This is a genomic window from Reyranella sp., from assembly GCF_052439685.1.
In the GTDB taxonomy this organism is placed as follows: Bacteria; Pseudomonadota; Alphaproteobacteria; order Reyranellales; family Reyranellaceae; genus Reyranella.
This window is the reverse complement of record NZ_JBQVQG010000001.1, coordinates 135,159-147,968: the sequence shown is the minus strand read 5'-3', so window position 1 is coordinate 147,968 and position 12,810 is coordinate 135,159. Positions and strand designations below refer to the sequence as shown.

The 12,810-nt window shown below is 68.1% G+C and carries 12 protein-coding genes and 1 tRNA gene; 6 read left to right on the top strand and 7 right to left on the bottom strand.

From position 1 onward, the window contains the following. Nucleotides 1-43: 43 nt before the first annotated feature. The 4 genes from pyrC to ACT6UX_RS00725 all read left to right on the top strand — a co-directional run bounded on the left by pyrC (nucleotide 44) and on the right by ACT6UX_RS00725 (nucleotide 3,939). Entirely contained in the window at nucleotides 44-1,114 is a 1,071-nt protein-coding gene (gene pyrC, locus ACT6UX_RS00740; RefSeq protein ID WP_444773221.1) for a dihydroorotase, read from the top strand. Nucleotides 1,115-1,185: 71 nt separating this feature from the next. After that, nucleotides 1,186-1,983, top strand: a complete 798-nt coding sequence (locus ACT6UX_RS00735; protein WP_444773220.1) for an NUDIX hydrolase — start codon at nucleotides 1,186-1,188, stop codon at nucleotides 1,981-1,983. A gap of 4 nt (nucleotides 1,984-1,987) precedes the next feature. Then, complete coding sequence (locus tag ACT6UX_RS00730) at nucleotides 1,988-3,325, top strand: ActS/PrrB/RegB family redox-sensitive histidine kinase (protein WP_444773219.1); 1,338 nt, start codon at nucleotides 1,988-1,990, stop codon at nucleotides 3,323-3,325. Between the two features lie 23 nt (nucleotides 3,326-3,348). After that, the gene (locus ACT6UX_RS00725; protein WP_295133027.1) at nucleotides 3,349-3,939 is read left to right on the top strand and encodes an ActR/PrrA/RegA family redox response regulator transcription factor; all 591 of its coding nucleotides are present in this window, start codon (nucleotides 3,349-3,351) and stop codon (nucleotides 3,937-3,939) included. Between the two features lie 159 nt (nucleotides 3,940-4,098). Here the strand turns inward: ACT6UX_RS00725 and ACT6UX_RS00720 are convergent, their stop codons facing one another. The 3 genes from ACT6UX_RS00720 to ACT6UX_RS00710 all read right to left on the bottom strand — a co-directional run bounded on the left by ACT6UX_RS00720 (nucleotide 4,099) and on the right by ACT6UX_RS00710 (nucleotide 7,065). After that, nucleotides 4,099-5,433, bottom strand: coding sequence for an IS1182 family transposase (locus ACT6UX_RS00720; protein ID WP_444773218.1), 1,335 nt, complete (start codon nucleotides 5,431-5,433; stop codon nucleotides 4,099-4,101). 191 nt (nucleotides 5,434-5,624) lie between these two features. Beyond that, entirely contained in the window at nucleotides 5,625-6,965 is a 1,341-nt protein-coding gene (locus ACT6UX_RS00715; protein ID WP_444773217.1) for an enoyl-CoA hydratase/isomerase family protein, read from the bottom strand. Between the two features lie 25 nt (nucleotides 6,966-6,990). After that, nucleotides 6,991-7,065 (bottom strand) — tRNA-Gly (locus ACT6UX_RS00710). 42 nt (nucleotides 7,066-7,107) lie between these two features. Between ACT6UX_RS00710 and ACT6UX_RS00705 the strand changes: the two genes are divergently transcribed. Continuing rightward, nucleotides 7,108-8,283 carry an acyl-CoA dehydrogenase family protein gene (locus ACT6UX_RS00705; protein ID WP_444773216.1) on the top strand — a complete coding sequence of 392 codons (1,176 nt, stop codon included), beginning with the start codon at nucleotides 7,108-7,110 and terminating at the stop codon, nucleotides 8,281-8,283. 31 nt (nucleotides 8,284-8,314) lie between these two features. On the opposite strand, the gene ACT6UX_RS00700 is transcribed toward ACT6UX_RS00705, so the two are convergent. Further along, nucleotides 8,315-9,469 (bottom strand): trans-sulfuration enzyme family protein, encoded by a 1,155-nt coding sequence (locus ACT6UX_RS00700; RefSeq protein WP_444773215.1) that lies wholly within the window; start codon nucleotides 9,467-9,469, stop codon nucleotides 8,315-8,317. Between the two features lie 171 nt (nucleotides 9,470-9,640). Here ACT6UX_RS00700 and ACT6UX_RS00695 point away from each other — a divergent pair, with 171 nt between their 5' ends. After that, nucleotides 9,641-10,267 (top strand): TetR/AcrR family transcriptional regulator, encoded by a 627-nt coding sequence (locus ACT6UX_RS00695; RefSeq protein ID WP_444773214.1) that lies wholly within the window; start codon nucleotides 9,641-9,643, stop codon nucleotides 10,265-10,267. Here the strand turns inward: ACT6UX_RS00695 and ACT6UX_RS00690 are convergent. Genes ACT6UX_RS00690 through hisC form a run of 3 tightly spaced genes read right to left on the bottom strand, consistent with a single transcriptional unit; the run spans nucleotide 10,218 to nucleotide 12,803 of the window. After that, nucleotides 10,218-10,832 carry a gamma-glutamylcyclotransferase gene (locus ACT6UX_RS00690; RefSeq protein WP_444773213.1) on the bottom strand — a complete coding sequence of 205 codons (615 nt, stop codon included), beginning with the start codon at nucleotides 10,830-10,832 and terminating at the stop codon, nucleotides 10,218-10,220. The two genes, ACT6UX_RS00695 and ACT6UX_RS00690, sit on opposite strands and share 50 nt — an antisense overlap. Before the next feature lies 1 nt (nucleotide 10,833). Beyond that, the gene (locus ACT6UX_RS00685) at nucleotides 10,834-11,718 is read right to left on the bottom strand and encodes a prephenate/arogenate dehydrogenase family protein (protein WP_444773212.1); all 885 of its coding nucleotides are present in this window, start codon (nucleotides 11,716-11,718) and stop codon (nucleotides 10,834-10,836) included. Then, entirely contained in the window at nucleotides 11,715-12,803 is a 1,089-nt protein-coding gene (hisC, locus tag ACT6UX_RS00680; RefSeq protein ID WP_444773211.1) for a histidinol-phosphate transaminase, read from the bottom strand. Before hisC ends, ACT6UX_RS00685 begins: the two co-directional genes overlap by 4 nt. Nucleotides 12,804-12,810 lie beyond the last annotated feature (7 nt).

Sequence of the window (12,810 nt, the reverse complement as noted above, 5' to 3'; positions counted from 1 at the left end):
TCAACATTGGAGCCCGTCCGGGAGCAAGCGTAGAAAGCGCATCATGGCCTCCGCAAATCCGACCCCCACATCTGCGAACCCCGCGTCGATCACCATCCGCCGTCCCGACGACTGGCACGTCCACCTGCGCGACGGCGCGATGCTGGCGGCCTGCGCCGTGCACACCGCCCGCCAGTTCGGCCGGGCCATCATCATGCCCAACCTGGTGCCGCCGGTGACCAGGGTCGCCGAGGCCAGTGCCTATCGCGAGCGCATCCGCGCCGCGGTGCCGGCGGCGCTGAACTTCGAGCCGCTGATGACCTGCTACCTGACCGACGGCGCCGATCCGGCCGAGCTGGCGCGCGGCAAGGCGGAAGGCGTGTGGGTCGCGGCCAAGCTCTATCCGGCCCATGCCACGACCAATTCGGCGCACGGCGTGACCTCGATGGACCGCGTCGCCAAAGGGCTGGAGGCAATGGAGAAGGCCGGCATGCCGCTCCTGGTCCATGGCGAGGTGACCGATCCCGAGGTCGACATCTTCGACCGCGAGGCGGTGTTTCTGGACAAGGTGCTGGCGCCGCTGCTGAAGCGGCACGAGGGGCTGAAGATCGTGCTGGAGCACATCACGACCCGCGAGGGCGTCGCGTTCGTCGAGGCCAACCCGGGCCGCATGGGCGGCACGATCACGCCGCATCACCTGAGCTACAACCGCAATGCGATCTTCAAGGGCGGCATCCGTCCGCACTTCTACTGCCTGCCGATCGCCAAGCGCGAGGAGCATCGTCTCGCTCTGCGGAGGGCGGCGACCTCGGGCGGGACACAGTTCTTCCTCGGCACCGATACCGCACCGCACACGACCGACACCAAGGAATGCGCCTGCGGCTGTGCCGGCGTGTTCAATGCGCCGGTGGCGATGCAGGTTTACACCCAGGTCTTCGCCGAGGAGGGCGCGCTCGCCCATCTCGAAGCCTTCGCCTCGCTGAACGGCCCGCGTTTCTACGGCCTGCCGCCAAACGAGGAGCGGATCACGCTGCACGCCAGGCCGCTCGACATCCCCGAAATCGTGGCGGTCCCCGGCGGCGGCAAAGACATCACCGTCTTCCGCCCCGACACGCCGGTCGAGTGGAGCTTCTAGGCTCCGGTCGAGACGACGGGTTTATCAAATGCCGCTCGCGTTGGGGTGAATGACCCTTTAACTTTGCTGTCATGAGCAAAAGAGGCATTCCCGAAGGCGCCGTCGTCCGCGGCACCGACAAAGGCTACGACGAAGCCCCCAAAGTCCCCCTGAAGCCCGGCAGCGAGCGGCCGGTCGAGCAGATCGACAAGATCTACCCGTATTTGCGGCCGCGCGATGCCGCGACCTTGATCCTGGTGCGCATGAAGGGCGACACGCCGGAGGTGCTGATGGGCTGCCGCGCCGCCGCCCACGCCTTCATGCCCAACCGCTACGTCTTCCCGGGTGGCAGGGTCGATCCCGACGATGCGCGCGTTCCGGTCGCGACCTCGCTCGATCCCTTCGTCAACGAGCGCCTGATGCGCGCCGCCTCCGCGCAGCGTGCGCGGGCGCTCGCCGTCGCCGCGGTGCGCGAGACCTTCGAGGAGAGCGGCCTGATGCTGGGCAAGCCCCTCCAGGGCGGCGCGCCGAAGAAGGACTATGGCGAGCACTGGAAGGGCTTCCTCGACCAGGGCATGGCGCCGGCGCTCGACTGTCTCGACCTGATCGCGCGCGCGGTGACGCCGCCCGGCCGGCCGCGCCGCTTCAATGCCCGCTTCTTCATGGCGCGGGCCGAGGATGCGTCGGGTGATATCCGTCATTCGAGCGAGATGGGCGACATCCGCTGGGTGCAGCTCGACGAGGCGCGCGAGCTGCCGCTGCCGACCATCACCGGGCTGATCCTGGGCGAGATCGGCCGGCTGGTGAAGGAACCGCCGGACCGCAAGGTGCAGCGCAGGATCCCGCTCTTCACGACGGTGCATCGCAAGCACCTGATGATCGAGGAATAGGATCGTGGCGGTGCGTGACGACGACGCCCGCGCCTCCGCCGTTTCCCCGCCGCGCACCGGCATCGTGACCGTTCTGCCGCGCGGCGGCGTGCGCCTGCGCACGCTCGTCCTCATCCGCTGGGGGGCGGTGGCGGGCCAGGCCTTCACGGCCGCCGTCGTGCACTGGGGCCTGGGCTTCGGCATGCCGGTCCTGGCGGTCGGCGGCACGATCGCGCTCTCGGCCCTGCTCAACCTCACCGTCAGCATCGGCCGGCCGGGCTCGGCGCGCATCGACGATCGCGAGGCGGCGATCTTCCTCGCCTTCGACATCCTGCAGCTCGCCGTGCTGCTCTATCTCACGGGCGGTCTCGGCAATCCGTTCTCGCTGCTGCTGCTGGCGCCCGTCGCCATCGGCGCGACCATCCTGTCGCTGGCGAGCAACGTCGCGCTCACCCTGCTCACGATCGCGAGCATCGCGGTGCTGGGGCTGTTCTATCAGCCGCTGCCGTGGCGGGGCCCGCCGCCCGACCTGCCCGACATCTATCAGGTCGGCGTCTGGGCCGGCCTGTCGCTCACGACCATGCTGATCACGCTCTACGGCTGGCGGACGGCCGAGGAGGCGCGCCAGATGGCCGATGCGCTGGCCGCCGCGCAGGCCGCACTCGCGCGCGAGCAGCAGCTCTCGGCCCTGGGGGCGCTGGCGGCTGCGGCCGCCCACGAGCTCGGCTCGCCGCTCTCGACGATCGCCGTGATCACCAAGGAGATGCAGCGCGAGATCGAGGTCGACGACCCGTTGCGCGAGGATGTCGAGCTGCTGGCCGCCGAATCCGAGCGCTGCCGCTCCATCCTGGCGCGGCTCTCGACCGATCCCGCGGGGGACGTCTCGGATTCCTATACGCTGGTCCCGCTGCCGGCGCTGATCGAGGCCGCGGCGCAGAACTACGCGCGCGAGGAGATTGCCATCGCCTTCGAGGCCGGCCCGGTCGGCGACGGCGTCCCGAAGACGGCGCCGATCCAGCTGCGCAGCCCGGAGATCATGCAGGGCATCGGAAACATCGTGCAGAACGCCGTATCCTTCGCCCGGCGCGAGGTCCGCGTCGCCACACGCTGGACGACCGAATGGTCGGAGGTCGAGGTCGTGGACGACGGGCCGGGCTTCTCCGAGGCGCTGCTCGACGAGCTCGGCACGCCGTTCATTTCGACCCGCCAGGGGCAGGGGGGCCATATGGGCCTGGGCGTCTTCATCGCCAAGACGCTGCTGGAGCGCACGGGCGCCAACGTGACCTTCGGCAACCGCAGCGACACGGGCGGCGGGGCCGCCGTTTCGGTGCGCTGGCCAAATCCCGTCTTCAAGGCTACATAGCGGCCGATGTCGAAGGAGTCGCCATGACCCAGGACAGCGGCGCCCCGCGCCCCTTGTCGCCTGTGATCGCCGGCACGACGAACAACAAGGACCGTACCTTGCTGATCGCCGACGATGATGCAGCTTTCCGCAACCGTATTGCGCGTGCGCTCGAGCAACGCGGTTTCATCGTCACCGCCGTGGGCTCCGTGGCCGAAGCGCTGGCCCAGACCGCCCGGCCGCCCGCCTTTGCCGTGCTCGACCTGCGGCTGGCCGACGGCAACGGGCTGGAGCTCGTCGGGCCGCTGCGCCAGGCGCGTCCCGATATCCGGATCGTCGTCCTGACGGGCTACGGCAACATCGCGACGGCGGTGGCCGCCGTGAAGGAGGGCGCCGTCGACTATCTCGCCAAGCCGGCCGATGCTGACGCGATCGAGCAGGCGCTGACCGCGCACGGCCGCAAGCTGCCGCCGCCGCCCAGCAATCCGATGTCGGCCGACCGCGTGCGCTGGGAGCATATCCAGCGGGTGTTCGAGCAATGCGACCGCAACGTCTCCGAGACCGCGCGCCGCCTCAACATGCATCGCCGCACCCTGCAGCGGATCCTGGGCAAGCACGCCCCGCGCGAGCACTGAGGGTTCCGTCTCGCGTTACCCCCCAAACCTCATCCTGAGAGCTTGTGAGCGTATTGGGCAAGCTCTGGGGGTGGCTTCGCGCGGGCAGGTACGCCGGGCGCCGTTGTTGTCTGGGCCGGGGTTGGTGCCCGCAGCCGTGCAGACCGCGGAACGGCCTGGTCATGCCTTGGCTGTCGTGAGGCGATGCCCGGCGATGATGTTGTTGGCGAGGGCGAACCAGAGCAGGACCGCCTTGACCTTGTGAACGCCGCGCACGGTGAACTGGCGCAGGCCCCACTGCCGGAAGCGGGCGTTGATGCACTCGCCCATCGCCCGTCGTTTGTAGACGCCCTTGCCGTGCGGGCTTCGCATGCGCCGGCGCCAGGCGGCAACGCCGGGGCCGTCCTTGGGCCGCGGCGCATAGGGATCGCTCTTGTGCTTGTTCCGGGTGGTCGGTCCGTAGACGAGAACGCCTTCGCCAGCGGCCCATTCGGTATCGTCGTTCTTATGGAAGCCGCCGTCGACCAGATGGCGCCGCGGAAGGCTCTCATAGCGCTCCTCCAGCCGCTCGAGCATGGGCCGCAGCAGGCCGCGGTCCGAGCCTGTGGTGTCGATGGCGACATCGAGCACGATCTGGCCTTCGGCCACCGTGCCGATCTGGCAGTTGTAGGCCGGCCGGAAGCCGCCATCGGCCATCTTCATGACGCGCGCCTGGGAATCGGTGGTCGAGGTGCGAGGCTCTTTCTGCTTGGCCACCTGCTTCTTGTTGGTCTTGCCGCGTCGCTCCCGTTCGGCCTCGATCTCGGCCAGCTTGTCGAGCGCCGCCGCCACGCGCTGCTCGCGCTCGCGTGCGGCCCGCTCCTGGGCCGCCTTGATGCGCCGGTTGCTGGCGTCGGGGTCCTCGTCGATCTCCCGCTTCAGGTACTCGACCAGTCGGCGCGCCTTCTTCAGGTGCTTGTGCAGGCTCTGCCGGCGGCGGAACGAAGACGCGCCCGCGCCCGCCCGCACCCGAACCCCGTCCTGCACCACCTCGGCAAGCTCGATCACATCGTCCGCCATGAGCGCCGCGATATTGTGCGTCAGAAGCCGATCCAGCAGTTCGCCATGACCGCTGCGGAAGTCGGCCAGACCGTGATAGTTCACGCTCACTCCCCCGCACAGCCACCGATAGGCATCGTGGCTCGCGCACAGCCGCTCCAGCGCACGCGCGCTGCCCACGCCCTGGCTCGTCGCATAGAGCCACAGCGCCAGCAGAAGACGCGGGCTCGCCGGAGCCTGGCCCGGCGTGTGCTCTCGCGCCCCGATCGCGTCTTCCAGCACCTTCAGGTCCAACCGCTCGACATAGCGCCAGATCACACGCGCCGGATGATCCGCGGCCAGAAGGCTGTCGAGGTCTACCGGCCGAAGTTCCACCTGCCGGCGCTCCGGTTCGCGCATCCGCGGCTTGCCGGAGCTGGGCTCCGCCTTCGCCACCGACTGTTCCGGAAGACCACCGAACAAGTCCTTCTCCGGCATCAACACCTCCACCAAATTCGCTTCGATGGAATCATCCCCGACGTGCATCCGAAAGACAAAGATTCACAAATTCTGAGGAGGCCCGAAGGGCCGTCTCGAAGGATGGGCCACAGACATGGTGCGCGTTCCCATCCTTCGAGACGCGGTCCTGCGGACCGCTCCTCAGGATGAGGTCATTTGTGGAATGACCACTATGCCCGGCGGCTCGCGGCGTTCCAGTACTGCTCCAGATTCGAGATCAGCGCCGGGCTGAAGTGGCAGTAGGCCTGCTCGCGGGCATAGAGCGCGGCGTAGCGGCGGAACGTGTCGAGCGGCTCGACGCCGAGCCGCAGCGCGCGGCGGTTGCCGATGGCGCCGACCGCGCCCGATCCGGTCAGCCGGTCGATCACGCGCACGATGGTTTCGTCGATCTCCTCCGGCGCCACGACCTCGTCGCAGATCATGCGGCCGACCTCCGAATCGCACTCGATGCGGCGCTCGTACATGATCGCCTGGCGCGCCAGCCGGTCGCCGACGAAGCGGGACAGGCGCAGGTTCGCCATCGCCGGGATGATGCCTTCCTTGCGCGCCGGCAAGGTCATGTAGGCATCGCGGCCGGCGATGTTGAAGTCGGTCGCCAGCAGGATCTGGCAGCCGCCGCCGATGGCGAAGGTCTCGACCGCCGAGATCCACAGCTTCTCGATCGAATCGCCCGCGACTTCATCGGGGGCCACGTCCGGTCGCGCGAGGCCGCGGAACATCTTGTTCACGAACCCCATGTCGCGGATCAGGAACCACAGGAACGGGATCTTGCCGTAATAGAGGTGCGTGAGGTTGATGCCGGCATTGTAGACGCGGCGGCCGGCATACTTGCCCTCCGGCACCACGTCGCCGCGCAGCACCGCGACCTCGCTCTGCCGGTCGAGGATGCAGACGTCGGCGCCGATCTCCGTGGCGGCCTGGGTCGCATTGTCTTCCGAATTGAGGAAGCGTCGGTTGGACAATAGCAGCACCGCCGCCTTGCCCTGGCGCTCGACCCTGGCGCAGCCGAGGTCGAGGCTGCCGTCGCGCTGGAACTTCGCCAGCGCCTCTGCCGATTCCTCGCGCGGCAGCAGCATGGCGTGGCAGAGGTGCAGGCCGCACTCGGGATCGGCGAGGAACTGGTTGCAGAGGATCCCCTGGTCGATCTCCACGCCGTCCTTCTCGGACTGGCGTAATTCGGCTTCGGCCGCGACCTGGGCTTGCGTCGGCGCGAGGCCGGGCACGAGGGCGGCGGCGTCATAGACCAGCCGCTCGATGCGCACGAACTTGGCGCGGTTGTCGGTCAGCCGGTCGTAGAGCGTACGGGCGTGGCGGCGCAGGAAGGCGAAGCGGGCCTCGCGGGCGGCCTGCTTGAGGGACTCGGCCTGGTCGTAGGTGGCGGCGTCGCGGTCCGGCTTGGCGGGCAGGCGGGAGAGACGTTCCGTCGTGTCGCGCCAATAGACAGAGAAGGCGGCCGTGTCGGCCGCGAAGTCGCCGCTGGCCACGACCGGCGCCGGTGCCACACCATCCATCACGACGTTCCTGCCCGAAAAATCTTGGAGCGGGCGACGGGATTCGAACCCGCGACCTACGGCTTGGGAAGCCGACGCTCTACCCCTGAGCTACACCCGCATTGGGTCCATTCTAGCCCGCCGTTGCACCGGAGGTCCAATCGTGTATCTCAGGAACATGCTCGATGAAGTCCTCACCCCCGAAGAGCGCGCCGTCGTGGCGCGCGCCAAGGCTTTTGCCGAAGAACATGTGGCCCCCAACGCCGCGCGCTGGGAATGGGAGCGCCGCTATCCGCTCGAGACCATCCAGGCGGCCTGCGCCCTCGGCCTCAACACGATCGAGCTGGCGAAGAAGCATGGCGGGCAGGGCCTGTCCTTCTCCTGCAAGCTGCGCGCCTTCGAGGAGATCGCGCGGCACGACTTCGCCTTCGCCTTCGCGCTGATCAACCATCACAATGCCTGCGCGCGCTTCGCCCGCGACGGCCAGCCGGCCCAGGTCGCGCGCCTGCTGCCGCGGATGCTGACCGGCGAGCTGATCGGTTGCGCGGGTCTCAGCGAACCCGGTGTCGGCAGCGATTTCGGCGGCCTCGAAATGGAAGCCGTCCGGGTCGAGGGCGGCTGGAAGGTGAACGGCGCCAAGGCCTGGATCACCAATGCTGCGGTGGCTGGTTTGTCGGTCGCCTACGCGCAGACCGACAAGGCGCAGGGCTATCGCGGCATCATCTGCCTCGCCATCGAGGCGGAGCGGCCGGGCTTTCATCGCGAGAAGCCGTTCGAACTGCATGGCGGCCACGCGATCGGCGTCGGTGGTTTCCGGTTGATCGACTATTTCGCGCCCGACGAGGCGGTGTTGCATCCGCCGGGCAAGGCCTTCAAGGCGGCACTGGCCGGCATCAACGGCGCCCGCGCCTATGTTGCGGCCATGTGCTGCGGCATGTTGCAGGCTTCGCTGGAAACCGCCGTGCGCTACACGCAGCAGCGCAGGACGTTCGGGCAGCCGGTGATCGAGCATCAGGGCGTGCGCTGGAAGCTGGTCGACGCCGCGACCGATCTCGAAGCCGCGCGCCTGCTCTGCTATCGCGCCGCCCGCCTGATCGACGAGGGTGCCGACGCCGTGCTGCCGGCGGCGCACGCCAAGAAGTTTGCGACCGACATGGCCGTGCAGCGCATCGCCGACTGCATCCAGGCGATGGGCGCCAATGGCCTGCGCGCCGACTATCCGCTCGCGCGACATCTCGCGGGCGCCAAGATCGCCGCCTACACCGATGGCTCGATCGAGATGATGAACGAGCGCATCGGCGCCGGCCTCGCCTCGGTGTTTGGAGCGAAGGCCCAATAAAAATCCCGTCGTCTCGACGACGGAGTCTTTTCTAAGCGTTGTGCGCGCGCTTCAGCGCCTGATCGAGATCGTCGAACAGGTCGCTGCTCTCCTCGACGCCGACCGACAGGCGCAGCAAATCGGGCGGGCAGGGGGTGCCCGGGCCCTCGATGCTGGCGCGGTGCTCGATCAGGCTCTCGACGCCGCCCAGCGACGTGGCCCGCTTCCAGAGATCGACGCGCGCCGCCGTGGCGATGGCCGCGCGCTCGCCGCCCTTCACCCGCACCGACAGCATGCCGCCGAAGCCGCCTGTCATCTGCTTTGCCGCCGCCGCATGGCCGGCGAAGGAGGGCAGGCCGGGATAGAGGACCTCCTCCACCATCGGATGCTCGGCGAACTTTTCGGCGAGGCTCTGGGCCGACTTGCAGGCCCAGGCGACGCGCGGGAACAAGGTGCGCATGCCTCGCATCAGCAGCCACGCCTCGGTCTGGCCGAGAATGGTGCCGAGCTGCGCGCGGATGGTGCGCAGCTTTGCCCAATAGGCATCGTCGCGCGCACCGGTGAGCGCGCCGGCGATTATGTCGGAATGTCCGTTCAGGTACTTGGTGGCCGAGTGCATGACGATGTCGGCGCCATGCTCGATCGGTCGTGTCAGGACGGGCGTCGCGACAGTCGAATCGACGCCGAGCAGCGCGCCGGCCTTGTGGGCGATGTCGGCGATCGCTCCGATATCGGACACGCTCCAGGTCGGATTGGCCGGCGTCTCGATCCAGACGAGCTTGGTGATCCCTGGCTTCACCGCCGCCGCGACCTCGTCGGTCTTGTCGGTGTCGACGAACTCGACCTTGAGGCCCCACTGCGTCGCGAAGGTCATCAGCCAGTTGCGCAGCGCCCAGTACATGACTTTGGAAGTCACTACATGGTCACCCGGCGAGAGGGCGAGAAAGCAGGCGGTGGCGGCACTCATGCCCGAGGAGAAGATCAGCGACTTCGCGCCACCTTCGAGCGCCGTGAGCGTTGCTTCAGCCTGGTCGAATGTGGGATTATCGGCGCGCGCGTAGATGCGTCCCGAGCGATAGCCGTTGTCCTCGTCGCGCAGATAGGTGCTCGCCATATGGATTGGCGGCACGACGGCCTTGGTGACCGGGTCGATCCATCCCATCGCCTGGGCGGCGAGGGACGCAGGAGCAAAGACTTTCTCGGACATCGGGGCACCGTCGGCTTACACAAAACTTACGTCGATCGCGCTTTTATAGCGCATCGCAGTACTTGAAATGAGGATGCAGTAGTAGCTTCATATATAGTGATTTGCTTGCGTCATCTTTAAGATCGGCAAGGTTGCCGACAAGACGGCAAACACTCGCTGGGGAGTCAGGAAATGGACGGTCAGACCCTGCACACGAAGCAGCTCAACACGGCCGGTCGCGGTGACCGCGTCGCCCGCACGCGCGAGTCGATCGTCGCCTCCGCCCTGGCCCTCGCTGCGGCGGGGCAGGTCGCGCCGATCGTGCGCGACATCGCCCAGATGGCCGGAGTCTCCGCCCGCACCGTGTTCCAGCACTTTGCGGACACCGCCGAACTCTACGTCGCCGTCCTCGGCCGCGTGCTGGCCGCCCTGGTCGGGGAGGCGCCGGAACTCGCGTCCGCCGGTCCGGTCGAGCAGCGCGTCGCCAGCCTGATCAATCAGTGCGCCGACCGCTACGAGCAGCTCCGTCCGATGTGGACCTTCGTCGAGACGCTGCAACGCCGGTCGCCGGAAGCGGCCGACATGATCTCCCAGATCTACAGCGCCAACACCGCGCATCTCTCCCAGTCGTTCGCGCTGGAGCTGGCGGCACTGCCGGCAGAGTCGCGTCAGCGGACCCTGACCGCCCTGGCCCTGGCCATCGCACCGGAAAGCTGGGTGGTCCTGCGCCAGCGCCTCGGCCTGTCGATCGAGCAGGCGCGCGACGAACTCAGCTTCGTCGTGAAGTCGGTGTTCGCGACCGAGGCCGCCCGCCACTGACGTCCCAAGGCCCGGCGCCGCCAGCGGCGGCGCGGGCCAGCCTCTCGAGCGAGCGGTCGCTGAGGCCCAGCTCGCCGAGATGGGTGACGGTGTTCTGTACGTAGTCGAGGCTGGTGCCGGTGGCGCCCTGGCCCTGTCGGATCAGGCGGAGCGCCTCCGCTTCCGGCAGCTTCCCGGCGAATTGCCGGTGGGAGCGATCGGCGAGATACACGAGGGACGGCACGACCTGCCCGTCGTCGAGCCGGATCGGCCGAACCGTCTCGACGTACACGCCGTCGTTATCGATCTCACGATGGATCAGATATCGCCGCACCGCGTCGTAGGCGGCGGCGGGCAGCCGGTGCGCCAGGCCCCGGCAGGAGCCGCCCGGCAGCAGGCCGAGCATGAGCCCCGGCTTTTCGGGCGTGCCGCGATAGTGTTCCGAATAGATGCAGAAGGCGCGGTGCCAGCCCTGGAGCCGTGCGGCCTGCGTTTCCGGCGTCGCGAATCCCGGGTTCCACATCAGCGAGCCGTAGCCGAAGACCCACTCGGGCTGGGTCGAGGACTTTGCCGCCGGCGCGCCCACCCTAGGCCTGGTTGAGGTGGATCAGGGCGCGGCGGATTTCGCGCGTGCGCGTGAATAGGTCGAACAGCTTGTCGCCCTCGCCCCAGCGGATGGCGCGCTGCAGGTAGAAAAGGTCTTCCTGGAAGCGCTGGAGCACTTCGAGAACGGCCTCGCGATTGTTCATGAACACGTCGCGCCACATGGTGGGATCGGAGGCGGCGATGCGCGTGAAGTCGCGGAAGCCGCCGGCGGCGAACTTCAGGATCTCGCTGTTGAGGTGGCCGCCGAGATCGTCGGCGGTGCCCACGATCGTGTAGGCGATCAGGTGCGGCAGGTGCGAGGTGATGGCCAGGATGCGGTCATGGTCCTTCGGGTCGATGCGCTCGACCTGACTGCCGAGACCCTTCCAGAAGGCTTCGAGCCGGGCGACGGCAGCCTCGTCGCTGTCGGGCAGCGGTGTCACGATGCACCAGCGGCCCTGGAACAGATCGAGCAGCGCCGCTTCGGGGCCGGAATTCTCGGTGCCGGCGACCGGATGGGCCGGCACGAAATGCACGCCCTTCGGGATGTGCGGCGCCATGTCGGCGATCACGGTCTGCTTCACCGAGCCGACATCGGAGACGATGCAGCCCGGCTTCAGGCTCGATGCGATGGCCTTGGTGGCGGGCCCGCAGGCGCCGACCGGCGTGCAGACGATCACGAGGTCGGCATCCCGGCAGGCTTCCGCGAGATCGGTGCCGCAATGGTCGGCGAGCTTCAGCTTGTTGGCGAGGGCCGCCGTCTCGGGGCTGCGCGTCGCGGCCACGATCGTCCTGGCCAGGCCGCGCTTGCGGGCCTCGAGTGCGATCGAGCCGCCGATCAGGCCGATGCCGATCAGCGCGATCTTGTCGAACAGGGGGGCGGTCATTTCGCCGCCACGAAGCGGGCCAGCGAGGCCTGCACCGCCTTCACCTCGGCCTCGGTCCCGACCGTGATGCGCAGATGCTCGGGCAGGCCGTAGCCCGCGACCAGGCGCGGGATCAAACCGTCGTTCATCAGCCAGTCGTTGGCCGCGACCGCGCGCTCCTTCGAGCCGAAACCGACCAGTAGGAAGTTGCCGACGCTCGGCACCGGCTCGAGCCCAAGCTTCGTGAGCTCGGTGCTGAGCCACGGCAGCCAGATGTCGTTGTTGGTGCGGCTGGCGTCGGCGTGGGCGATGTCGTCGAGTGCCGCGATGCCCGCGATCTGCGCGGCCGAGTTGACGTTGAACGGCTGGCGCAGCCGGCTCATCACGTCGACGATTCCGGCCGGGCCGTACATCCAGCCGAGACGCAATCCACCCAGGCCGTAGATCTTCGAGAAAGTGCGGGTCATCACCACGTTCTCGGCCTGGTCGACCAGCTCGACGCCCGAGTCATAATCGTTCCTGCTGACATACTCGGCATAGGCCGCATCGATGATCAGCAGCACGTTCTTCGGCAGGCCGGCATGCAGGCGGCGCACATCGTCCTTGGTGACATAGGTGCCGGTCGGATTGTTCGGATTGGCGAGGCAGACGATGCGCGTCTTGTCCGTCACCGCCGCCAGCATGGCATCGATGTCGCTGCCATACTCCCTGGCCGGCGCTGCGACCGGAGTCGCGCCGACACCCAGCGCGTTGATCGCGTACATCAGGAAGCCGTACTGGCTGTAGAGCAGCTCGTCGCCGGGACCGCAGTAGGCCCGGACCAGCAGGTTCAGGATCTCGTCGGAGCCGGCGCCGCAGACGATGCGGGCCGGATCGAGGCCGTAGTGGCGGCCCAGCGCCTTGCGCAGGTTCGCGGTGTCGCCGTCGGGATAGCGATGCAGATCGGCCGCGGCCTTGGCATAGGCCGCCATCGCCTTGGGCGACGGCCCCAGCGCGCCCTCGTTGGACGACAGCTTGGCGATCGTCTCCTTGCCGTCGATCGAGTCCTTGCCCGGCACATAGGGCGCGATCTTCATGATGCCCGGACGCGGGGTGAGCGCGCTCATGCCAGTC

What these genes read in the sequence shown, in the direction of transcription:
- ACT6UX_RS00720 (WP_444773218.1), bottom strand. Translation starts at nt 5,433, where the DNA reads ATGCCGGAGAAGGACTTGTTCGGTGGTCTTCCGGAACAGTCGGTGGCG.
- ACT6UX_RS00735 (WP_444773220.1), top strand. Translation starts at nt 1,186, where the DNA reads ATGAGCAAAAGAGGCATTCCCGAAGGCGCCGTCGTCCGCGGCACCGAC.
- ACT6UX_RS00695 (WP_444773214.1), top strand. Translation starts at nt 9,641, where the DNA reads ATGGACGGTCAGACCCTGCACACGAAGCAGCTCAACACGGCCGGTCGC.
- hisC (WP_444773211.1), bottom strand. Translation starts at nt 12,803, where the DNA reads ATGAGCGCGCTCACCCCGCGTCCGGGCATCATGAAGATCGCGCCCTAT.
- ACT6UX_RS00700 (WP_444773215.1), bottom strand. Translation starts at nt 9,469, where the DNA reads ATGTCCGAGAAAGTCTTTGCTCCTGCGTCCCTCGCCGCCCAGGCGATG.
- ACT6UX_RS00725 (WP_295133027.1), top strand. Translation starts at nt 3,349, where the DNA reads ATGACCCAGGACAGCGGCGCCCCGCGCCCCTTGTCGCCTGTGATCGCC.
- ACT6UX_RS00715 (WP_444773217.1), bottom strand. Translation starts at nt 6,965, where the DNA reads ATGGATGGTGTGGCACCGGCGCCGGTCGTGGCCAGCGGCGACTTCGCG.
- pyrC (WP_444773221.1), top strand. Translation starts at nt 44, where the DNA reads ATGGCCTCCGCAAATCCGACCCCCACATCTGCGAACCCCGCGTCGATC.
- ACT6UX_RS00685 (WP_444773212.1), bottom strand. Translation starts at nt 11,718, where the DNA reads ATGACCGCCCCCCTGTTCGACAAGATCGCGCTGATCGGCATCGGCCTG.